Annotated in this window: 25 protein-coding genes and 4 pseudogenes; 11 read left to right on the forward strand and 18 right to left on the reverse strand. The window is 58.6% G+C overall.

Annotated elements, in window-relative coordinates; translation table 11 throughout:
* Nucleotides 1-306: 306 nt before the first annotated feature.
* From BLV41_RS20785 to BLV41_RS20825, 10 genes are all read right to left on the reverse strand, one after another.
* Nucleotides 307-531 (reverse strand): hypothetical protein, encoded by a 225-nt coding sequence (locus BLV41_RS20785; protein WP_074713737.1) that lies wholly within the window; start codon nucleotides 529-531, stop codon nucleotides 307-309.
* A 207-nt stretch (nucleotides 532-738) separates the two neighbouring features.
* Nucleotides 739-1,068, reverse strand: a complete 330-nt coding sequence (locus BLV41_RS20790) for a hypothetical protein (RefSeq protein WP_074713738.1) — start codon at nucleotides 1,066-1,068, stop codon at nucleotides 739-741.
* A 6-nt stretch (nucleotides 1,069-1,074) separates the two neighbouring features.
* On the reverse strand, nucleotides 1,075-1,275 hold the full coding sequence (locus BLV41_RS20795) for a hypothetical protein (RefSeq protein ID WP_074713740.1): 201 nt from the start codon (nucleotides 1,273-1,275) through the stop codon (nucleotides 1,075-1,077).
* A 58-nt stretch (nucleotides 1,276-1,333) separates the two neighbouring features.
* Entirely contained in the window at nucleotides 1,334-1,564 is a 231-nt protein-coding gene (locus tag BLV41_RS20800; RefSeq protein ID WP_074713742.1) for a hypothetical protein, read from the reverse strand.
* The gene (locus tag BLV41_RS20805; RefSeq protein ID WP_074713744.1) at nucleotides 1,549-1,881 is read right to left on the reverse strand and encodes a hypothetical protein; all 333 of its coding nucleotides are present in this window, start codon (nucleotides 1,879-1,881) and stop codon (nucleotides 1,549-1,551) included. Before BLV41_RS20805 ends, BLV41_RS20800 begins: the two co-directional genes overlap by 16 nt.
* Before the next feature lie 25 nt (nucleotides 1,882-1,906).
* Complete coding sequence (locus BLV41_RS22230; RefSeq protein ID WP_170835548.1) at nucleotides 1,907-2,065, reverse strand: hypothetical protein; 159 nt, start codon at nucleotides 2,063-2,065, stop codon at nucleotides 1,907-1,909.
* A gap of 224 nt (nucleotides 2,066-2,289) precedes the next feature.
* Nucleotides 2,290-2,427: a hypothetical protein gene (locus BLV41_RS22235; RefSeq protein ID WP_170835549.1), complete on the reverse strand. Its 138-nt coding sequence runs from the start codon at nucleotides 2,425-2,427 to the stop codon at nucleotides 2,290-2,292.
* A 385-nt stretch (nucleotides 2,428-2,812) separates the two neighbouring features.
* On the reverse strand, nucleotides 2,813-3,811 hold the full coding sequence (locus BLV41_RS20815; protein ID WP_074713747.1) for a hypothetical protein: 999 nt from the start codon (nucleotides 3,809-3,811) through the stop codon (nucleotides 2,813-2,815).
* Nucleotides 3,812-3,853: 42 nt separating this feature from the next.
* The gene (locus tag BLV41_RS20820) at nucleotides 3,854-4,486 is read right to left on the reverse strand and encodes an immunity protein Imm33 domain-containing protein (protein WP_074713748.1); all 633 of its coding nucleotides are present in this window, start codon (nucleotides 4,484-4,486) and stop codon (nucleotides 3,854-3,856) included.
* A 215-nt stretch (nucleotides 4,487-4,701) separates the two neighbouring features.
* A complete protein-coding gene (locus tag BLV41_RS20825; protein WP_074713749.1) occupies nucleotides 4,702-4,953 on the reverse strand; it encodes a hypothetical protein in 252 nt (83 codons plus the stop codon).
* An 874-nt stretch (nucleotides 4,954-5,827) separates the two neighbouring features.
* Here BLV41_RS20825 and BLV41_RS20840 point away from each other — a divergent pair.
* The gene (locus BLV41_RS20840) at nucleotides 5,828-6,130 is read left to right on the forward strand and encodes a hypothetical protein (protein WP_074713755.1); all 303 of its coding nucleotides are present in this window, start codon (nucleotides 5,828-5,830) and stop codon (nucleotides 6,128-6,130) included.
* 4 nt (nucleotides 6,131-6,134) lie between these two features.
* Nucleotides 6,135-6,605: a hypothetical protein gene (locus BLV41_RS21895; RefSeq protein WP_074713757.1), complete on the forward strand. Its 471-nt coding sequence runs from the start codon at nucleotides 6,135-6,137 to the stop codon at nucleotides 6,603-6,605.
* Here BLV41_RS21895 and BLV41_RS20850 read toward each other — a convergent pair.
* Complete coding sequence (locus tag BLV41_RS20850) at nucleotides 6,602-6,961, reverse strand: hypothetical protein (RefSeq protein WP_074713759.1); 360 nt, start codon at nucleotides 6,959-6,961, stop codon at nucleotides 6,602-6,604. The two genes, BLV41_RS21895 and BLV41_RS20850, sit on opposite strands and share 4 nt — an antisense overlap.
* A 213-nt stretch (nucleotides 6,962-7,174) precedes the next feature.
* The gene (locus BLV41_RS22240; RefSeq protein WP_170835550.1) at nucleotides 7,175-7,333 is read right to left on the reverse strand and encodes a hypothetical protein; all 159 of its coding nucleotides are present in this window, start codon (nucleotides 7,331-7,333) and stop codon (nucleotides 7,175-7,177) included.
* Nucleotides 7,334-7,378: 45 nt separating this feature from the next.
* On the opposite strand from BLV41_RS22240, the gene BLV41_RS20855 reads away from it, so the two are divergent.
* The 5 genes from BLV41_RS20855 to BLV41_RS20875 all read left to right on the forward strand — a co-directional run bounded on the left by BLV41_RS20855 (nucleotide 7,379) and on the right by BLV41_RS20875 (nucleotide 12,017).
* On the forward strand, nucleotides 7,379-8,113 hold the full coding sequence (locus BLV41_RS20855; RefSeq protein WP_074713626.1) for a hypothetical protein: 735 nt from the start codon (nucleotides 7,379-7,381) through the stop codon (nucleotides 8,111-8,113).
* Nucleotides 8,114-8,386: 273 nt separating this feature from the next.
* A complete protein-coding gene (locus BLV41_RS20860; RefSeq protein WP_074713761.1) occupies nucleotides 8,387-9,469 on the forward strand; it encodes a DUF6892 domain-containing protein in 1,083 nt (360 codons plus the stop codon).
* A gap of 715 nt (nucleotides 9,470-10,184) precedes the next feature.
* Nucleotides 10,185-10,940, forward strand: a complete 756-nt coding sequence (locus tag BLV41_RS20865; RefSeq protein ID WP_483073317.1) for an SCO4651 family lipoprotein — start codon at nucleotides 10,185-10,187, stop codon at nucleotides 10,938-10,940.
* Nucleotides 10,941-11,180: 240 nt separating this feature from the next.
* Nucleotides 11,181-11,489 carry a helix-turn-helix domain-containing protein gene (locus BLV41_RS23125; protein WP_425284304.1) on the forward strand — a complete coding sequence of 103 codons (309 nt, stop codon included), beginning with the start codon at nucleotides 11,181-11,183 and terminating at the stop codon, nucleotides 11,487-11,489.
* 48 nt (nucleotides 11,490-11,537) lie between these two features.
* Entirely contained in the window at nucleotides 11,538-12,017 is a 480-nt protein-coding gene (locus tag BLV41_RS20875) for an IS3 family transposase (protein ID WP_074713765.1), read from the forward strand.
* Nucleotides 12,018-12,061: 44 nt separating this feature from the next.
* Here BLV41_RS20875 and BLV41_RS23130 read toward each other — a convergent pair.
* Both BLV41_RS23130 and BLV41_RS20880 read right to left on the reverse strand, forming a co-directional pair.
* Nucleotides 12,062-12,220 (reverse strand): annotated as a pseudogene (locus BLV41_RS23130) (DUF6262 family protein); the annotation flags it as partial.
* Entirely contained in the window at nucleotides 12,217-13,158 is a 942-nt protein-coding gene (locus tag BLV41_RS20880) for a tyrosine-type recombinase/integrase (protein ID WP_170835552.1), read from the reverse strand. The gene BLV41_RS20880 and the pseudogene BLV41_RS23130, both read right to left, overlap by 4 nt.
* Here BLV41_RS20880 and BLV41_RS20885 point away from each other — a divergent pair.
* Nucleotides 13,152-13,535 (forward strand): SOS response-associated peptidase family protein, encoded by a 384-nt coding sequence (locus BLV41_RS20885; RefSeq protein WP_074713769.1) that lies wholly within the window; start codon nucleotides 13,152-13,154, stop codon nucleotides 13,533-13,535. The genes BLV41_RS20880 and BLV41_RS20885 overlap by 7 nt on opposite strands.
* Before the next feature lie 435 nt (nucleotides 13,536-13,970).
* On the opposite strand, the pseudogene BLV41_RS20890 reads toward BLV41_RS20885, so the two are convergent.
* The 3 genes and pseudogenes from BLV41_RS20890 to BLV41_RS20905 all read right to left on the reverse strand — a co-directional run bounded on the left by BLV41_RS20890 (nucleotide 13,971) and on the right by BLV41_RS20905 (nucleotide 16,488).
* Nucleotides 13,971-15,025: pseudogene (locus BLV41_RS20890) on the reverse strand (IS30 family transposase).
* 3 nt (nucleotides 15,026-15,028) lie between these two features.
* Nucleotides 15,029-15,579: pseudogene (locus BLV41_RS20900) on the reverse strand (Tn3 family transposase).
* A 150-nt stretch (nucleotides 15,580-15,729) separates the two neighbouring features.
* The gene (locus tag BLV41_RS20905) at nucleotides 15,730-16,488 is read right to left on the reverse strand and encodes a hypothetical protein (RefSeq protein WP_139244544.1); all 759 of its coding nucleotides are present in this window, start codon (nucleotides 16,486-16,488) and stop codon (nucleotides 15,730-15,732) included.
* Between the two features lie 372 nt (nucleotides 16,489-16,860).
* On the opposite strand from BLV41_RS20905, the pseudogene BLV41_RS20910 reads away from it, so the two are divergent.
* A pseudogene (locus BLV41_RS20910) lies at nucleotides 16,861-18,088 on the forward strand (IS110 family RNA-guided transposase).
* 41 nt (nucleotides 18,089-18,129) lie between these two features.
* Here BLV41_RS20910 and BLV41_RS20915 read toward each other — a convergent pair.
* Nucleotides 18,130-18,927, reverse strand: coding sequence for a DUF4158 domain-containing protein (locus BLV41_RS20915; RefSeq protein ID WP_074713774.1), 798 nt, complete (start codon nucleotides 18,925-18,927; stop codon nucleotides 18,130-18,132).
* 330 nt (nucleotides 18,928-19,257) lie between these two features.
* Here BLV41_RS20915 and BLV41_RS20920 point away from each other — a divergent pair, with 330 nt between their 5' ends.
* On the forward strand, nucleotides 19,258-20,415 hold the full coding sequence (locus BLV41_RS20920) for a substrate-binding domain-containing protein (protein ID WP_074713775.1): 1,158 nt from the start codon (nucleotides 19,258-19,260) through the stop codon (nucleotides 20,413-20,415).
* Between the two features lie 90 nt (nucleotides 20,416-20,505).
* Nucleotides 20,506-20,913, forward strand: coding sequence for a VOC family protein (locus BLV41_RS20925; RefSeq protein WP_074713776.1), 408 nt, complete (start codon nucleotides 20,506-20,508; stop codon nucleotides 20,911-20,913).
* Nucleotides 20,914-21,006 lie beyond the last annotated feature (93 nt).

Below are 21,006 nucleotides of genomic sequence, written 5' to 3' on the forward strand. Positions count from 1 at the left end.
TCACGAACGATCCTGCATTAAAAGGTGAGCGCCCCGGAGAGACATGGTCTCAATCCGGGGCGCTCGTTCAATTTTTTACGGGAAATTGAACTAACCAAACAGGCATGTTGCTAGGGGTTCGCTGTGGGGTTTCTCCCCCAGCAACACTCTCTGTTCGCCAAGGTCCAGCATAGCTTGAATGAATGGGCGCGAGTTTCGAACACTGCCGTCCACTCACGCTACTTTTCCGCTCGATGGTCCCCGATCCGCTGCACGAGCTCGTGTGAAGGTGGGTCTATTCACTCAAGCGATACGCGTGGAATGCCCTTAGGGGCCCACAATGTCACAGAGTCCATAGACACCCTTCTTCTGGTCCATGGCGATCTTGTTCATCTGCTCGTAGTCATCGACTTGATCAGGGGTCGATTCTCCCCTGGGAAACCATGCCGCCGCGTTGCCGGTATCGACCATCCGCGATCCGACGTTCTCACCGCTCTCTACAACACCATCCTCACGCTCACCTAGGCCCTCCTCAAGGTCCCCAAGCCGCAAGCGGATCGAGGCTGTGCATGTTCACCGGTAACCGGTGGCGACCTCTAATAGTGTCGGTGACCTGGTGAATGTGTGCAGGCGGTCAGCTGGGTCCCGGCGTCCATCTGTGTGCGGCAAAAGACTGAAGGGCTTTATCTTTTGCCGTGCACCTGTGGGCGCGGGGAAAAAGAAGTTTCACACCAGCTCAAACCAGCACCTATGAAGCGCCTAGGGCCGAAGGTCGTAGGCGCTTCTCGCGTCACTCTCGGTGACGTCCAAGGCGTCAGCAATGGCTGCCCATGGCTCACCTTGGTTACGTGCCAGGGCCACGGCGGCGGCTAGCTCGCGCTGTGCGCGACGCAGATTGTCCGCATGGCCTTCTACAAGAATGAGCGGGTTGTCAATCGCCCAGCCTCGCCCCATCATGTCCTCATCGGTAACCGTTTCAAAGCACTCCCCCAACAGCTGGTATTCGTACATGGCCTTGGCCATTTCGTCTGGGCTTAGCCTGTCGAAGTCGTTCGTGTCCGACGGCCCGGCATAGGGAATATCGCGCATGATTTCCTATCGGATGCTGAACGGTAGAACGGGTTGGACGGTCAGCGTTGCGTTGGATTCGTTGACGTCTGCCACATAGGCGATTGCCTCGGAGATGATGGCGGAATCCGCCAGGTTCTTCACCTGGCTAATAGCGCCGGGGACTTCTACGCATTGCAGGGACCACCACGTATCGATTCTTTCCGCTGTCACTGTGTACCGTGTCATCACTGCCTCTTTCTGAGATTGTCTCTAGGGCGTGGCTCATTCGTCTTTTCTTTGCCGTCTATGAACTGAAGTGAGGAAGCGAAACGGTTTCGTTGGTCATGATGTGCATACCCGTGTCTGTCACGTCCCACGTGCGATGGAAGGCGTCCAACTGCTCGCGTGTTCCGCTTAGCTTGACGAAGACGATTGAATGGCCGTCCCGTGGATCTTCAATCGACTCGGCGCTCTCAATCACTCGCGCGTGATCTGGGAAAATCTCTTTGATGCGCTGCGTTAGTTCCTGGCCCATGACGCTCCGTTGCCGCGTAGATCCTCGATCACGGCTTTAGTTTTTGCCGCTGCGCTCATGGTTTCTTCTTTGGCCTTGAGCGTGTCCAGCCGGGCCGCCGACCATGCTTCGGCGGCGGCGGGTGGAAGATCAAATTTCACATTGACCGTCACCTGATCTTCTGGGACGTCAAGGACGACAGCGGCCAAACTCTCGGCGTATTCTTGCACCTCGCTGGCCTTCTTCGTGGCCGTGACTTGGTTAAGTTCGGGGATGGTGATCGTCCACCATTTTCCCTCTTTTACTGCTGTTACTTCTAAAACTCGTGCGGCGTTCATGCCTGCTCCTTCTTTCTGAGAATGTCTAAAACAATGGCGATGCGTGCAACTTCGCGCCGGTAGTCCTGACCTCGGCATCCGGGGTGTCGTGCTCCCACACCTCCGGCTCAACGTCCGTGCCTTGGTCATACGCCTTCAACGCCCGTGCGGCCTCGTCCACGCTAAACCAGTCCGGTTCCGCCATGCCTTAGCCCTCCCCCGTCGGGGTGGGAACCCCTTGAGTGTCTGCGGAGACCATCTACGAGTCCTTGTATGTCCAGGCGGGGGTGCCTTGAACCGGGATCTGGCCGCGTGTTTACACACCGGGCGGGCGGTGCGCAGGGATGGATTTTCAGACGGCTGATCCAGTTCCGTTGGATTGCTCGAGGCACCTACCTACCAATCCGGAGGCGTGTTCTCCGGAATCTACTACGCCAAGGCGTAGAGCGTCACGACCCCCGCCGCCACGACAAGAAGCCCAAGGCCGATGTACGTGGCGAATTGTCTGCGCTTCCGGGATGCCAGCTCGCGAACGTGGCGCTCCCGGTGATCATATTTTTTCCCCATACGCCCCACAATAGGCGCAGACGTGTGTTATTCGGACGAGGTTACGCTTATCGCAAGCTCCGATCCGATCGAGAAATCGAAATGACCGGTAAGTTCCTACGCCTGGGGGCTGCAGTTCAATTTCGGGTATGGGGCGTATTCATCGTCGCCGCCGACTGGGAAGACCGGGGCCTAGACCGCGATATCATTCTCAAAGAGCAGCTCTGTGCCCACATCTGCAAAGGATAAATAGACAGTGAGCGTACCACTGTTGTCGAACTTGGCGACTTCAGGAGTGCCGCCAAAGAAGGCGGCTACCGCCGCGTTTTCCGGAGAAGTGCGGCCGCAAAGATTTCAATGCAGCCCGTCGCGTCGGTGACAATTCCAGGAGCGGCCTCGGGCACGGTCAGCCTAGTAGAGATGCCCTCCGGCGGGTCCCGTCATCCACACTCTGGAGGACGTCCGTGAGCATGATGGTGATCAATCGCAGCGCATTCGTCGCATCGAACTCGAAGTGGAGCATCCGTCGGTTGACGCGGAAGAGGTTGTAAGCCTCCCCAGAACGGATTCGGTTGGCGAAGAAGACGTTGATCTCCTCACGGGTGGCGGTGAGTGAGAGTCCGTCGATGAGCGCGTCCGGGATGGGGTAGGGAGCGTTCTTCTTATCGCCCGCAGGCTTGATGAAGATAGACGTTGCGACGCCGTCTTTGAAGAGCTGGGTCACGCCCGATGTCGCGAAGATGAGGTATTCGGCAGGTGTATCGCCATAGTTTTTCTTATCCACCTTGGGCTCGCCGCCCAAGAAGGCGGCTACCGCCGCGTTTTCCGGAGAAGTGCGGCTGGTGCCGAGTGCGGCCGCGAAGATCTCAATGTCGCCCGTCGCGTCGGTGACGATTTCGGGCAAGGATACCGGCGCCGCCTCAGGCAGGGTCAGCCCAGTAGGGACGCCGTCTGGTGAGTCATCAACATCAGCACCGTCACCCTGCGCGACGCCGACGGCAGTCAGCTTGTTGTTCTCGAAGTCGAGCCTGATATAGCCGTAGTCGGTGAGGTACAGGTCGAAGTCTTGGCTGGCGCGTCTGGGTGCTCCGAGGGCCGCGACGACGGTCTTGCGGTCGCTGCGCACTTGGACGCCGTCGATCAGGTCGCCGAGCTGCCAGTACTGCTCGTGCTCGTCGGTACGTGTCGTGTAGATGAGCGCGGAGACGAGTTTGTCTCTCTGATAGAGGAGCGTCGTTCCGGCGTCCGGGAACGCGATGTGGGTGCTCGGTACGCCGTTGACAACGACGTCTTCTCGTTCCATCCGTGGCCCGACGAGTGCGATGACGGCGAGGCCCCGGGGCGAGGTCAGGCTGTGCCTAAGGGCATCGAGGAATGTCGCGATATCGCCGGAGATGGTCGTCATTTCTGTTCCTTCGTGGATACTCGATCGATTCCGGGCACGGGGTTACAGCGGCCCGTTCGCCAGGATCTCGCTGTCGCGGATGACGACGCGCACTCGGTCGCCGTCTATGATGGCCGAGACTCCGACGGGAAGTGGCAGCGCTCGTGCGACCGCTGCCCGAAGCTGTAGCACTCGCCATGCGGGCAGGCGGACGAGTTCGTCGGGTTGCCACGACTTCGCGCGGTCCGCCGGCGGGAAGGGCTCGATGAACCAGCCGCTGTCGCCCGGGGTGGTCGAGCTGATACGCGACATCGACAGCATGGATTCGGCCTCCCACTCCCTGACGCAGATGACGGCATCGTCGAACCCCACGTCCTCGGGTTGCACCTCAGCGGCGGTGATTATGCTCGACTGACCGACAGTGAGCGCTATAGCCGCCGTGATGACGTCCGAACGGTCCGTCCGCGGGTTTCTGGCGTAGTCGGGCGACGTGACAACGAAACCGCCGTCTCTCTCGGAAAGGTAGAGCGGCCCCCAGCCGAGCCAGAGCTCGTAACCATCGAACCAGTCAGCGCGCAGGCGCTCGAACTCGCCGAGCAGCCCATCGATCATCGGCTGCAGCTCTGCTGCAGCCGTCGCCGTCAGCCGTGTTCCCGCGACATCGCGTGTGATCGTTTTCATCTCAGATGCCGTCATAAAGTCGTTGCTCCTGGTAGTTCCTCGATGCATTCGGCAGTGTGTTAACGGCCAAGCGAGCCAGATGTAGTGACGAGACGCGAATTGGGTTTCTACCCGTCGTTTTCGATGGTCGAGGCTTTGTGACACGATATTGCTCGTTTTATGTAGCGAGCCCGGATCAAGGAAACTGTTTCGTGGCGGAAGGCCACTTTAGGGCTGTGTCGATGGGGTTTTTACGCCAGTTGTCGCTTGTAATCGAAACTCCAGTCGCCGTTAGGGAACTGGTGGCAGGGCAAGGTGAGATAACCTTTCTTGGCGTATTGATCCTTCCAGTAATAGCAAGCGTTGGAAGAGACTTTGGCGTAGGCGGTGAACCCTGCCGGAGTTGCGGAGGAAGCGGGGGCGACAGCCACGCTCAGGCCGAGCAGAATGCCACAAGCCAAGATGATTGAAAAGAGGCGCTGCCTGAAAGATGCATTTTTCATGCGGAACTCCTTGTTGACGTTTAAGAAAGGGAAAGTCCAATAGGGTCTCCCTGCGAGTCTAAGGAAACCAGGCGAGACCCGCTATGGGTAGCAGTGCCCATAGCGGTAGTAGGCAGAGTCATAGGGGCGCAGCAATGGATTTGCCTTCCCGCGTGGATGCTCGGTGATGTCCGCCTCCCACAGTTCGTCCGCCAACTCATCGATCACCGGTCAAGATTCTTCTGGGCGGGGTTTGCCCTGGCCGAGATGCTTCGCTGCTCGTTCGGGGTCTCTACTTCATTCTCAATTCCCGTTAATATCTTCGAATATTTGTCAAATCAACACTTCCCAGTGGCGACTACATGACTGACCGCAGTGAGACCAGTTGCTGGTTTATTGCCTCCATGATTGCCCGGCCCCAAGTCGCGGCATCTGCGACTCTTGCGCCCCCGAATGATGCGTACTTCCAAGGGCAGGTTCCGGATCCAAGGCTGGAAACCCTACTGTGCTTCGTAGACAATCCCTACTAACGGATGTCCCGGTGCCTATAAGTCAATCATTTTCGGTCGACGTAATAACTTTTAACGACAAAAAGACGTGCCTCATAAAGCGGCTACACTTTAGCGACGCAAAATATGGTTGGATTCAAGCGCACGACATGAGGTGCCTAAGGGTGACAGATTAACGGGGCATTGGGCGCGAACTTCATTTGGGAACTCGCTGGCGAAGCGACGACGGGCCGCATCATGCTCTACATTGGTCCGGCGCACGCGCAGACCGACAGGGAGCTTGAAATTCTCGTCCATGAGTACCCTGGCACCAGTCCTGAGGCGGAGATCTGCCACGCCATGGAGCCAAGCCCGATATTCCGACGACTGCGAGAGGAGAACCAAAAATGACTGAAACAATGATTGACTACGAGGCGCTCATAGAACGCCTACACGGTGACGAACCCATCACCGGCGTAGGGGAAACCTTGCGCGGACACGCAGCGGCAGCCGCCGGACATGCCATGTTGTTGGGTGAGTATGGCAGCGACAAGGCCAAGCGTGGCCCCTCCCCTACCGTGCGCGGACGCATTGCCGAGCACGAATATGCCGCCCTGGAACAGCTCGAAGTACGCACCGGCGAAAGCGAAAGCGCCCTAGTGCGTGTAGCCGTGCACATGCTCCTGCAGATGCACCAAGTAGCCAGCTGATCATGTGCAGCAATCTGCCGTAGATCGGTTTAGGTCCATTGTCCTTAAGGGTCCTGGTCCAGATGCACACTGGCTGTTCCTTGGGGCCGTTGCTGACGATGGTTATGGCCGCTATTTCCTGCGTCAGAACGGGTGCGACACTTCTGCGCGTCCGCACCGCTACGCGTATGAGCTGGCCATAGGTGTTCGCTTGGGTGAGGGTGAGGTGTTGCGGCATATGTGCAATATCCCGATCTGTGTCCGCCCGGACCCGGGACACTTGATAGCCGGCATGCAGCGGGAGAACGTGCTTGACCGCGTGTGGGATGGCCGTCACGCCAACGGCGCCACCTGGCGGTGGCGAGGTGTGGGGCGGGAGATCTTTGCCGCCCGTTCATGTGCCTTGCGGGACGCTGCCTTGGAACACGGTTGGGGCTTGGAGATTCTGGGTCCGTTGATGAGCGGGGCAGATCCTGACGCGCCTCCATTGTTCTAGCCCAGTAAGCCCTCGGGAAGCCATGCTTGACGATTCCTTTTTCCCTTAATCCTGCCCAGCGCGCGCAGGAACTCGTCACCGTTTTGAACCTCGGCGGTCTCTGGCGGATAGGCGCACAGTTCCCCTGCACGGGGCCAGTCCATCAGTACCGCGAAGACACGATCACGCACGATGGTTGTTTTCATGGGACGGTCCTGCTCTGCTGCACTTTCACGGGCCGCAAGCCGCCATTGGTTACTGGTTGCCGTCAGGTCCGCCTCATCGATGAACGAGTATCCGCGAGACGCCAGCTGCCGGCCGATCTCGGCCCGCAGGTCAGAAATAACTGATTCTCGATCGATTTCCAAAATATTCATGAAAAAAGAGCCTACAGAACACTCCGAAACGATCACGTTTAGGATGTCATAACAAGCACTGTGTCCCGTGCATCGTAGGCTTGGAACCGTAGCCCTGCCAGGCGACCGCTATGACCCCGGCAGGGCCTTTTTCTTGCCCTCACGGGGGTGCAAATCCGAGGCGAGCTTCCATTGTATTTCAGGGCGGCCTGGTACTCGCAGGCTCGCACCAGGCTAAAGAGCGTCCGTTGCGCGACCAAGTGTCGGACGGATGATCCCGGTGGTGGGCAGGCGTGCGGGTGCCGTCTCGGCAAGGGAGCGGGCGTTTCCCGCTTTTGCCTCGGACTGGTCAACTGCGGGGAGTTGTCCCCATTGCGGGTCCTGAATAGACAATGCAATACTTTGCAAGTCTAGGTAAATCCATTCAATGGGGGAATTGTGCGTATCAATTATGTAGTGAAGATCAGCGGCCTTGCGGCGGCCGGATTGCTGGCCCTGACCGCCTGCAGCGGCGCAACAGCTGACTCGACGACGGGTGGTTCCGAATCATCGTCGGCCTCTTCACCGTCGACGTCCTCATCTGCGTCCGCTCCTGCCTCGGCATCCGCTTCAGCCTCGGCGGGAGCAGATACTTCCTCAGGTGCTTATAAGGTTGCCGCCTGGGCGCTGCCCATCACTGACACGGGCGACAAACTCGGCACTTTGAAGGGCGAGAGTTTTAGCGTAGACATCTACCAGGTAGCCACGGATGTCGCGTCTAAGGACAGCATGTTCGTGGACAAGGAAACTAATGAAAACCTGCTCAAGAAGGGCGAGCCTGTGGTGTACCTGAACTACGTGGTCACCAACACCTCATCGGCGGAGGTGCCTCTGAGCCACTCATTGATCACGCCAAAGGCCGAATACACGGACTGGAAATACCTTGGCGGCATGCCGTCAGACTCCAGCAGTGACGGGTTCAAGAAGCATGGGCTGAGCAGCTCCGGCGTGAAGTTGAAGGAAAAGGACCCATTCATCCTGAAGCCAGGTGAGTCCTTCAACATCGCTGAGAACTTTGCCTATACCGCCGGTAAGGAAACGCAGATCACGGCGACCATGACACCGCAAGACGCAACCGGAGATCTTGATCATGACAAGAAGGAAAAAGCGGAAACAACCGTCACACTGAAATAACTTGTGTCACCCTTGCCCCTGCCAGCTCTAGTGCTGGCAGGGGCAACCACAACTTCATTGCGATGCTGCCCTTTCCTAACGGTTATTCGCTAGCTCCGGATCAGCCAATAACCGTTAGAGAAAATGACGGATGGGCCGCTTGTGCGTGCTCGGAATATGAGGTCGATCGCACCGCGCTTCCTCGTAATGAGCGGAGTCGCAAGAGTAATTTCCAAACTTTAGATCGGCGAATCAGTGGAAAATTTTGGGCAAGATCCCCAGCACCAGCGCCCAGTGGGCGCGCCCGTAGACCCGGAGGCCCCTTCCCGTCTGGCTTCCCACGACATTGACATAGCGCCCGCCGGGGTCAAGATTGACGGCGTCCCGGTTGGCGAAATGACGGTTGCTAGGTTTACGCACTTCCTTGGTCAGCCTCGCGTGGTTGAGCCAGCTTTAAAAGAGTCCGATGCTCACGGAAACTTACCAAAGACTCGGGTGATTTGGGACACCTCGGGTGTGATGGTCTGGGTGAATGGTTCAGCGCAGGTAACAGAGATCTCAGTTCGGCTGGCAGAAGATCCGGAATGGGAGTCCCGCGTCAAATGGGACTTCGCTGAGCACAGCCCGCGTGGAGTCTTCAGTGGAGTTTTTACCGTGGCAGGCAAGTCCCCCCTTGATGGGATCCCTGAGGAGAAACTGCGCGCCGCGTACCTGTTCTTAAAAAGAAGAACAGGGAACTGGAATGTGAGTTTCGCACTCACCGACGCCGTACAGCGGCTACCTGGGGCCACGGATTGGCGCGATCGAGTGGCAAAGACTGAGGCCGCTGGAACCGTCCCGCCCCTCCTCACAAGCCTCGCCCCATTCCGTGAAGTGACAATGTACTTCAAGCCAATACCTAAACCCAGCGGCAAGTGGAAGATTCCCGCCGCAACCGAACCAGTCCTGACCTTGCCAAAACTACCCTTCCGGCTGGCAGTCATCCAGGAACTGATGTTCGAGCAGGATGAGTTGAAACCTCGATTCGACGTGAATGATTTCGCCGCAGACCAGGGTGCCCGCTCCTTCGATCCGCATACTTTTTACGATTCGCCAATTCCTGCTGTTCGCACCTGGTTCCGTAGGATCCCTATTCCCGCTCGCCTCGCTGAGAGGGTGCAGAAACTCACCTTCGACGGTGGAAACGACATCTATCTTCAACTCATACCGCAATGGGACGGCGAGGATGAGCAGTTCTTCATCACGACACTATCGGACGAGGAACTTGATCAATTTCCGAACCTTCGTACGGTTGAAGATCCCGCTGAGTTCCTCAGCCCCTCAGTAAGACGAAAGCTCGAATCCCGCGGCATCGTGGTCGACGGCCTAAATGACTGAATACTATTGGGCGCAGGGCGGTCGACCTCGCCGGGACGGACCTAGACTTTGACGGCGCTGACGGGGCTACCAATGGAACCGTTCCGCTGTGCCTGATAGTTCGGCTGGGTCCTCAAAAAACTGGGACTACAGGGAACTCCAAGCCAAAGACGTCGGAATCCTCCACCCAAGCTGCCCACGGGGGCAAAGCCGTTGAAGAAATCATATTTGGACCGCAATACAACCGAACTTTCGAGCATTTTTTATGCCTAGAGTTGCCCGTGAAGAGCACCAAAAGGCGCCCGTCGAATCCACGACTTTGTCGATCAAAGGAATACACCACCGATCCACCTCAAGAAAATGGAGCCGGGATGCATTTGATGAGGTCCAGCCCGGTCAAGGTTCCTCCTGGGGTACTGGGTACTTTCAGAGCAACGGTGGCCCGGGCGGCTTGATCCTCTAAGCCCGAATTTCCGTATCGGTGCTCCTCAGACCCAACTTCCTGCATTGTCACGTCATGATTCTTTGCAAAGATACTCCTTAATAGATGAAGGGAGCATTCGATGTTGGGGGTGTTCCCGCAGTTCAGGGCAGCAGCTTCTCCTATTTCTGAGGGGCAGCTGTTTGACACGTCTCCATTGACCGAAAGTGAAATTATGGCCCAGTCTCAAAGCATGTTCGCAAACAGTCGAACCCTTCGGTTCGCAGCCATCTTCCTGGTAGCACCCGCGCTGGCATTGGGGGCTGCTCATCCGCACCAGCAGACAAGCCAGCTGAATCACAGAATGCCACCGCGCCTTCCACAACCGTGCAGGCTCCAGCAGACGCTGCCAGCCTGGCTAAAACAGTCCAAGAGGCTGCCAGCAAGATCACTACCGTTTCCTTCACTTCGGAGGTGTCGGCGGCAGGGCAATCCATCTCCGGGAAGGGCCAGCAGAAGATGTCCGGCGGGAAGTTGGAGGCAGCCAATATCTCCCAAACTATGGGTGAAATAGGGCAGATAGAGATGATCCTTGTTGACAGTAAGGTCTACCTCAAGCTCCCCGCAGCCATGAAGGCGACCACGGATGGCAAGCCCTGGGTTGAAGTTAGCGAGGCGAGTAGCGACCCCACGATAGCCGCGATGTGGACGAGCCTGAAGCCGACACTGGAAACATCACCCGTCGATACCTACTCAAACTTCATCCAGGCTACATCGTCCGTAACTCACGTCGGCGCGGAGGTAGTGGACGGGGTTAAAACCAACCACTACATCGTTGACGTTGACCCCAGCAAACTTCCTGCAGGCAGCCAAGAGAAAACACAGCTCGAAGCCGCCGGCCTCACGTCAATCCCCACCGAAATGTGGATTGACGAGTCCGGGCGCCCTGTCAAGCTCACGCAGAAGTTGGCGGTCCAGGGACAGGCTCTTTCCACCACCATGACGTTCAGCGACTACGGCTCTCCTGCCGACATCTCAGCACCGCCCGCAGGGGAAATCAGCACCAGCTAGAACGCTTCGCACAGGCGCGCACACAGAATTGAACTGCTCCCCGAAAGTTGGACTGATTAATTCAGTTCCTTACTTTCGGGGAGTTTTTCTATGCCGCAACAAAGTTCCATGCCAGCCGACCAGCGGGTGGCTGCTGTCGATCTGTTCGAGGAGGGTTTCGGGCACAAGTCAGTATCGGCGAGACTGGGTGTAGGTGCCCATGCTGTTCGCGGGCTTGAACGCCGGTACCGGATCTGGGGCATGGAAGCATTAATCGATAAGACGACTAAGAAGAGGTATTCCTTCGAGTTCAAGCTAGCGATTGTCCACCAGTTCCTCGAGGGCGAAGGGACTTTGACTGAGCTGGCCCAGATGCATCAGCTCAGTGCTACGACGCTTCTGCGCAGATTGGGCAAGACCTATCGGGAGGAGGGTGCGGAGGGCTTGGGTCCCAAACCTATGGGCCGCCCCGCGTCCCATATACCCATAACCCGCCACCAGTTAAGAGAAACGAGACGGAAAAGCTGCGTGGTGAGATTCAGCGACTTCAGGCAGAGAACGCTTACCTAAAAAAGTTCGGGCCTTGAGGAACCAAGCACGGCGCTGAAGGCCACCATCGTGCTCGACCTCAAGGCCTATCACCCGCTCAAGCTTCTCTTAGAAGTAGCCCAGCTGCCCCGCTCCGCATTCTTCTACCACCAAACCGCCCGCCGTCGCCCTGACCCACAGGCGGAGCTTCGGGAACGAATCACTGAGATCCTTACACAGGCCCGGATACGCTACGGGCACAGGCGCGTTCACGTTGTCTTGGTGCGCCAAGGCTGGCATGTGGCGAAGAAGACCGTGCTGAAACTGATGCGCGCTGAGAAGCTCATTTGTAAGGTCCTCAGCCGGCGGCGGTACATCTATTGCAAAGGCCAGGTTGGTAAGATCGCTGAAAATCATCTCAAACGGGAGTTCAGTGCTCCAGCGCCGAATACCAAGTGGGTGACTGACGCCAGTTTGGCTGTGAGCGTTCGAATGATGCTGCTGGTATCGAGACCCGATAGTTCCGTCCGCTCGCTGGTGATGGCGGTACGTCTGATTGGCGATTGTTGATCACGCAACTTCATTATGCGGGCTCGTAGTTCCGGAACCCGGTAGAGGAAATCTTTCGATACGCCAGCGGCGGCGGCGACACCTTCAAACGTCACTGGTGCTTGAGCGCGCAGGACGGCCTTGAGACCCTTTTCGGCCCGCAGTATGGCGGCGTCGTGTTTCGCGCGGGCCGCGTGGCGCAGGTTTTCTGGGTTGCCCCTCATGCGGACCACCCAGGTTGTCGGGTTGGTCGAGTGTTCTGGTCCCCTGCTGTGCGGACACTCACCGCTGGGGCAGCGACGGCTACATCGGTCGTTGTAGCGTCGTTCTCGAGAGTATTGATGATGCTGGTCAGTGCTTGTTGCTCCCGGCGCCGCAGGGTCAGCCAGACATGGTTTTTGACCATTGCTTCGCCGGTTCGGTGTCGGTGCGCTTCCTGGCGTTTGTCGATTAGCGAGTCCAGGGAGACGAGTTCGCTTTTGTGGATGTCCAGAAATCGTTCGTCAGTAACGAAGGGGTTGCAGGTCAGGCAGGCGTTGCCCTTCTCGCAGGTTTTCGCTGGGGGCAGGGTGCACCAGCCGTTGGGGAGGACCCTGTCAGTGCGGGAGTCCAAGAGGATCAGGTCATAGAGGTCCTCCGCGTTGACCGATACTGGGGTTGCTTCGCTGGTGATCTCCTTGTATTTGAGGAATTCCGCTTTCGCCGTGAAGTCCAATGTTTGGGCGTAATGCATAGTCATTTCCGGTGTCGTGTGTCCCAGATAGAGCTGTACTATATGCAGCGGGACGCCGCCGTTGAGCAGACTGATTGCCTTGGTGTGGCGGAAGCGATGTGTCTTGCGCAGATTCAGGGGGCGGCCGGCGTCATCCGTTAGGTGAGAACGGTCAACAAGTTTTTCCAGTTGTTTCCTCAAGACGTGGGTGAGGTACAGATTCTGGCTACGGAGGTTGTTGTAGGTGCGCACGAATAGGTCTGGAGGGTCCAGAGTGGTGCCTGTTTTCGCTAAACGCGCCTTCAGCCAGAGCTGCTGCTCTACAACGAGGTCGACAACTTCCTGGTCGACGAAGATCGTGTCCGGCTCACCAATGACACACTCCAAGACGTTAAAGACAGCGACGCACGAGTACCGGATAAGCCAGCCGATTTCTACTACGAGTGGCACACAGAGGGCAAGACCAAGACCCGTATGCAATCCACTCCCCTGGTGATGAGATTCTGGCGTTCGCTGGTCTGTATATTTGGTGGCCGGACAAGTCCCTACCCGAGGACCATGAGGACTACTGGACCTTGACGGCCGCGATCCTGACACGCGCAGCGGTCGGACAGGTGAGCCAGCTCCATGACCGCACACCGGTGACCCTGCCGCCGAGCCTTTGGGACGAATGGCTGGATGCCGGCCAGGACGGGAACCAGACGTTAATTGACGCTGCTGTTGCTGCAGCTACGCCGGTCGCTGAGTCCCTGGAATTTCACCAAGTCGGCCAGCTGAAGGGCGACGGGCCTGAGCTGATGGCACCTGTCGAGATCAACCACCCATGATTTTCCCCAGACGGCTGGAGCTTGGGCCGAGGGAGCGCTCTTCTCCAACGATGCCATTCAGTGGACGAAGCGGGGATGGCGCAAGCTGATTCTCGGTGAGAGCCTCAAAGACTCCATGGCACTGGATCTGGCCCGGAAAATCCAAAAAACCATTCGCCAAGTGCAGTCAGAAGCGATTGCGGTCTCGGCTGATAGCGGTCGCCACTCCCCTGCCACCTTGCTGAATGGATCAGATTCTCCTGAGGTTACGCCAGGTCGAAACCGACCACGGATCGCCATCCGCACGAACAAGCCTGCCGCGGCCACGAAGCGGTCCTTGACGAAAATTGGAACAGTATCCGGCGCTAAGGGCTCGCCGATGTGCCGAGGCCTGAGAATATGGACTACGCCGCCGCCTGTTTTGTCTTGTAAGCCATGGGTGGCGGATTCTGGCGGTCATTGCAACAGGAGGGGTTCGATCAGTTCGATCGGTTTCTTGAACTCTAGTCGTTTGCGTGGTCTGTCGTTGAGTTCGGCGGCGACCCAGTCAAGATCCTGGGCACTGTGGATGCTCAAATCAGTGCCTTTGGGGAAATACTGACGTAAGGGTCCATTGAGTTCTCGTTGATGCCACGCTGCCAGGGCGAATGCGGGTCGCAAAAGTAGATCTCGATCCCGATATCCATCTTCACCGTTTTCCAGTCCTGCATTTCGATGCCCTGGTCCCACATCAGCGAATGCCGCAGCGCTTGGGGGAGTGTGTTGGTCTTCGCGGTCAACGCTTCACGCATCTGCGCGGCTTTGTAGCCATCGGGTAGGTCAACGAGCATCGTGTAGTTGGTAGTCCGCTGCACGAGTGTCCCAATAGCGCTCTGGTTACCTTTGCCAATAACGAGGTCCCCTTCCCAGTGCCCTGGCACGGCACGGTCCTCTACTGCAGGCGGACGCTGGGAAATGTTGATCATTCCCGGGATCCGGTTCTTACGCTGCCCGGCCTTACGAGACGGAATGGTCGGGGAACTGGACCCGAATCGTCCTGCGATTTGTTCCGGTGAATACTTCTTGGCAAGATCACCTTCCACTACTGTACGCAGGGCCATGTTCGTGTGGAGTTTGGCAGGTTTCGGCCGGCTGGCACGCTCGTAGGCGAGCATATGGGCGGACGTTGCCCGATAGGCGGTGCCGGGTTTCGTGTTGCGGTTCAACTCGCGGGATACCGTCGACGCCGAACGGCCAATAACCTCCCCGATCACTCTCAAGGACTGACCTTGGGCGCGGAGAATCGCTGTCTCTTCACGCTGGATGAACGTCAGGCACCGGCCCTTCAAATTCCTGCCACGGCGAGGTGGGACGCCACCGGCAGCGGCCAAGACAGTGCGCCCCGTACGCCTACTGGTACTGATCTGAATCACAGCATCAGTGATGAAATCACCAGCCCGCATCCCTACCCAAAACACCTGCAATAAATCCGGCCGGAAAAGGATCAAATACTCCGCCATAACAACACTCATTCACTAAGTGTTGCAATCACCGCAAGAACCCAAGGAACCTGATACGACCCGCCCGGCCAGGCCCACCGACTGGTCATTGACCATGTTCAGCCACGTCACGCCGCGGCGCCGACCGAAGTATTTCGGGTTCGGGCGGGCATCGGCGCTGCGTACCGGGACGACGAACGGATCCCGTCGACCGCGGCGACAAGCCCGCCACCCCATGCCTGAGCCAGCGCCACATCAGCCTGGCCGGTGATCAACGGTGCGTTGGCGGCGGCGTAGTTCTCCGCCCGCAGGTAGTTCTGGTTCACATGGCTAATCCTGCTGCGGGTCAGTGCCTGAGCCCCGGAGATGACCGGAGTGAACCCGACATTGAGCGCGTGCGCTGTCAACGCTGCAGCGATCGTGACGTGTAGGTCATCCAGCCTTGTCTCACCGCCGGATGCGGCGGTGAATGCCTTGAGGAAACCGGGTTCCCAGGCCATTACCTCCAGGATTTGCTCACCGACATCGACCTGCGGAATCATCGCCTCGCAGCGATTACGGAGATCGGTCAAACTCGCAGGATCCATGATCGCCGGGTCCTTTTCCGTGTGCAGACGCCCCTCATCATCGATGCGGACACCGCCTTTGCTGTCCAACCCTTCGCCCACGTGGCGCCAAGCCGCGTCGAGGTCGCCCGCCCGGCCAATAGCTCGGAAGGGTCCACCGGAAGCTGGAGGTCATTGAGGACAGGACCGCGGGCGGCGTCCCAGGCCGGGACGGTCAATAGTTGGGCCCGGGGATCGGCCCATCGGGTCGAGGCCGCGGCGTAAATGTCGCGGCGTTTGAGATGCCGGTGGAACTGCTCCAGCACACAGAACACGTATCCTGCCCGGTCGACGGGTTCCTTCGGGCCGGTCGGGCCGGTCGGGCCGGAACACCAGCGGCCGCCACCACCCTGCCGGTACCAGGTCCACAGCTACCTGCCGTGCGTCAAGGAATCCGGCTGGTACACGCTTGGTCGCCTTGGTCGCGAGTAGCTCAGGCAATGCCTGCATTGCCTCCAACACCGGCGCGGACTCGGACATAGCCCCGAACGAGACTACCTCAGTGAGCAGAGGAAGGAATCCCCGCACCGCAGCGAATCGAGTCACCAGTGTCGCCCGCCAGTCCCCGTTTGGGTCGGCGTCTGGCGGGGGGATGACGTCAGCTAAATTGGTCACCGCTGTACGGAGTTCGGCACGCGAGACCACGCTTTCGATCGCGTCCCACAGCAACTCGACAGTGATTTCCTCACCCCACTCAGTGGCAGCCAGCATCACCTCCACCGCGGCAGCGCACTTTGCAGCGTCCTTGGACAGTCGCGGGGAGCGTCGCAACTTCTCTGCCTTGGACTCCCGCTCTGCCCGGGCGAGCAGCTCGGTGGTCATCAAAACATCAAACATCTCCAGAGTGTCATCGGTGGCTTTGGCCTCCAAATACACCACAGTGGCAAGCATGGTGGCGAGTTTTCGAGAACGTCGATGACGACGCAACGCCGTAGCAGTACCCGACATGCCCCATCTGGCCAGTTCCACCACCCGCCGATTTTGCACCGCCTCCAGACCCAACACCCGTTACCTTTTTAGTAGCCCCTTAAAGAGTAAGAATTGGGGTTGTTGGCCTGTCGGTCTCGGCATGATTATTACCCCCAGTCATCAATGATCCGGGGGTGCTGTCACCGAGATCCGATAGGCGCCAGGGGATCGCTAATGGGGACCGGACCAGCACAACGAAACACCGTGTAGGTCAGCCGTAACGTGGATGCCGAGCCTTGCCGCCGTAGGACATGCCAACGAGATTTTCACAGGACTATTTCTGGGAGGTTTGCGTTGATCAAGAACCACGAGGACGTCGATATCTTCATTGGGGTTGACGTCGGCAAAAGCAATCACCACGCGGTCGCTATCGACCGTACAGGTAAGAAACTTCTCGACCGGGCACTGCCCCAGGACGAGGCGAAACTTCGCGCCATCATCAAGGCCGTCGCTGGTAAGGGCACGATGTTGTTGGTTGTTGATCAGCCCTCGACCATTGGTGCCCTGCCGGTCGCTGTGGCCCAAGCAGAGGGCATCATGGTCGGTTACATTCCGGGGCTAGCGATGCGCCGTATAGCGGATCTGCACCCGGGCGAAGCCAAGACGGATCTGCACCCGGGCGAAGCCAAGACCGACGCTAGGGATGCGGCGATTATTGCTGAAGCAGCAAGATCCCTGCCGCACACCCTTCGTTCGATCGTGGTCGCCGATGAGCAGGCCGCAGAGCTGTCGATGTTGTGCGGTTTTGATGACGACCTAGCAAAGCAGGCCACCGCCACCTCGAACCGGATCCGGGGGGCTGCTGACCCAGATCCACCCAGCCCAAGAACGGGTCATCGGCAAGCACTTGGATCACCCGGCCATGGCCGAATTACTGATCAAGTACCCGTCGCCGGACAAGCTCCGCAGGGCAGGCCTAAACCGAGTCACAACGCTGATGTCCCGCCACGCACCGCGGGCCGGGAAAGGTTGGGCTACCGAGATCTTCACCGCCCTCGATGAGCAGACCGTGGTCGTTGCCGGCACCCACGCCGCAGGCATCGTCTTGCCTCAACTCGCCACCATGCTCAAACAGCTACGCACCTCCCGCCAAGAGATCCTCACCAAAGTCGAATCCCTCGTGGAGGCCCACCCTCTTCACCAGGTCCTGACCTCCATGCCGGCGGTCGGGGTCAGGACCGAAGCCCGCATCATCACCGAAGTCGCCCGCAAAGAATTCCAAAGTGCCGGCCACCTCGCGTCCTATGCTGGCCTCGCCCCGGTGACCTGGCGCTCCGGGACCTCGATCCGCGGCGATCACCCCTCCAAGAAGGGCAACAAGTCCCTCAAACGGGCCTTCTTCCTCTCCGCCTTCGCAGCGTTGAAGGACCCGCTCTCACGGGCCTACTACGACAGAAAACGCGCCGAGGGAAAACGACACAACCAAGCCCTCATCGCCCTCGCACGCAGGCGCTGCGACGTCCTCTTCGCTATGCTCCGCGACGGCACCTTCTACGAAACACCAACCCCGAAAACCATCTGATCACCACCAATCAGCCGCTGGCGGACGCACACCGCCAGCCATCAACTCCTGCCCACAATCAGTGGCTCGAAAAACTTGAAGAAAATCCTTCCAAACCCTTGACGAAAAACATAGGGACACCCCCCCAACCCGGCCAACTCAGCCACCCGATCCAAGGGCTTGACCATGTTCCGCCCGGACGGCGGCCGAGGTGCTTTCCGCAACCGTTCCAGATCCGAAACCCGACCACCCTCGGGAACCTCAAGTAGGCGCTCTACCAGCCGGGCTTGCTCTGCCGTCAGCATCGAAGCCATCACGTCCCACAACCGCTGCATGGCCGCGTCCCGGACCTGTGCGATCAACCGCGCAAGAATTGTGACCCCGGGCAGCAGGACTCGCCGTTCTCGAAGCCACACCACCGCTCCGTCGAACAGAGCCTTTGGGCCATCCCCGGTGTTCCCCGCCCGATCATCCACCCACTTCACCATTTGAGCCTCGACAGCCGGAAAGTCGCGGTACCCGTACTCGCCAGCGATCTCCCACTGGTGCTCCAGCCGGGTCTTCTCCCGCTCCCCGTAGGCCTTCAGGCATGACGGGTAAGCCACTCCCAACTGCCCGGCGACGAAATCAATCATCTCAGTCGAAACGTCTAGCGGATCTGCCAGGAACGACCCCTTCAGCCGAACCGTGCCCAATTGCAAGCTGAACCCCAGCCGGTTATGGTCACCACGCCGCTTGTTGACCAGCGCTTTATCGCTGTCATCGAGGAAGAAGAACCGCTCCAACTCCGCCAGAGACGGCGGCACTATGAAGCGACTGTAGGCCGCAGCCTGGACATCAGTGAGAAACTCAACCGGCATAACCCCAACATAGACCCAAGACCGGACCAACATCACAGAACGGAAGAACTGTTACAGGCTTTCCCGGCGCCGCTGAATTCACACTCATGTCAACAACCCAGGACCGTTAGCGCCGGATACTGTTCCATTGTTCGTCAAGGGCCGAAGCGGACATGGACTGTCCAGCCCCATGCGGGAATCAACTTGTAGAGTGCCCACGACCAGCCATACGAAGCCGAGATTTAATTTCCTCGCGATGGCGATGACACGGTTGAGTTCATTTCCTTTCGACCCCAGAGATAGGACGTATGATCGTAACGATCATTCAATCGTTCGGAATAGGAAGTGCTCATGGCTGGCAGTGTTGAAAAACGACGCGCGGCAATACTTGCGATCATCGAACGTGATGGCACTCAGCTGGTAGTCGACCTGGCGGAAAGGTTCAACGTCTCCGCTGTGACACTACGACGTGATGTGGAGGAGCTATCGGCCCAGGGCATGGTGCACCGCACCCACGGTTCCGTGTCCTTACCCAAGGTTCCCGGGTCTGCCGCCCATGATGGGCCGTTCACTATCGGCATGGTTGTTCCCCACAGCAACTACTACTTCGACGGGGTCATCCACGGTGCCACCACGGCAGCTGGTGCTGCCGGCGCCCAGCTCGTTCTCGGGGTTTCGGACTACGACAACTCGACCGAGATTCAGCAGGTAGCCCGCCTGACGGCCAGAGGAGTCGATGGACTCATCATCGCCCCTACGCCCGACTTCCATACGGGGGAACTGAGCATCGACCAACAGAAGTGGCTTGTGTCGCTGCCTGTCCCCATGGTTTTGGTCGAGCGGCCGGTGGCTTCATCTGGGGTTGCCACGGTCCTCGATTCCGTCAGTTCCTCGCATGCAGCAGGCGCGGCACTGGCCGTTCGTCACTTGGCGGAACTCGGGCACGAGAAGATTGCCTGTGTGGCCATTGCCGGGCCGAACACGCCTCGCATCTTGGAAGGGTACCTGGGAGCTGTTGAATCGACTGGCCTGACCTCAATGGGCATCATTGGTGAAGGAACCCCTGGTTCTGATGATGCGGCGGCAGAGCTCATCAGGGTTGTGAAGGAGGGCGTCACGGCGGTGTTCGTTCACAATGACCAACTGGCCGTGAAATGCATGATGTGGCTCGAAGACGCTGGCATCAGCATCCCCGGCGATGTCTCCTTGGCCGGCTACGACGATGTAATTGCCGCCCTGGCCCCCGTGCAGATCACTGCCGTCGCCCCATGGAAGAGGGAGGTGGGCCATCGCGCGGTTCAAAGATTGTTGAGCCGTCTCCGATGGGGCTCCCTGGGGGGAAGTTTCGCAAGGCTGGCCACCGACACCATGGCGACCGAGCACATCGATCTCATCCCACGGCTGCGCGTTCGTCAATCCACGGCCACACCCCGCAAGGCAGGGCCCCTCGTCCCTAGATCGCTGTCCCCCGCCGCGACGGCGGAGCCCGCAGGAACCTTTTCAATCTAGGCGTCCGTCTCTTTTGTGGGGCCCGTACTGCAGGCGCGGAGCGAAAAGACAACGACGGCCAGGGGCGGCCTCCAGGCGCATAATGGAAGCATGAAAAACTCGCCAGTCATCGTCGGCTTGCCCATCTCTGATCGCCGCAAATCGTTCGACTTCTACGGCGTCGGACTTGGTCTGCTTCCCATTGGTGAAATTGCGGAGGACGGCTTGCCAGAACCTTTGCAGTTCCAGCTCAATGACGGGCTCCGTCTTATGCTCATCCCCACGGAAGGTTTTGGGTGGGTTGTGGGGAACCGAGACGTTGCGCAAGGCGGCCACAGCGAATGCGTCATCAGCATCACTGTCGGCAGTGAATCCGGTGTCGACGAGCTTGTGAAGAAGGCCCTGCAAGCTGGCGGTGAAATTGTTTCCGAGCCTGGGCAAAAGCCGTGGGGTTACGTGGGAGCCTTTGCTGATCTAGATGGCCATGTCTGGCAGGTAACAGCAGACTGGCTACCCTAGATGGTCGTTGACTGAATCGAAACAAGCCCTCCAACCATGCCCCAGTACGAAGAGCCCCTTGTCGAGACCCCAGGACTCAAGTCTCGGGGTCTC

The sequence above is a fragment of the Arthrobacter alpinus genome, assembly GCF_900105965.1.
Taxonomy (GTDB): Bacteria; Actinomycetota; Actinomycetes; order Actinomycetales; family Micrococcaceae; genus Specibacter; species Specibacter alpinus.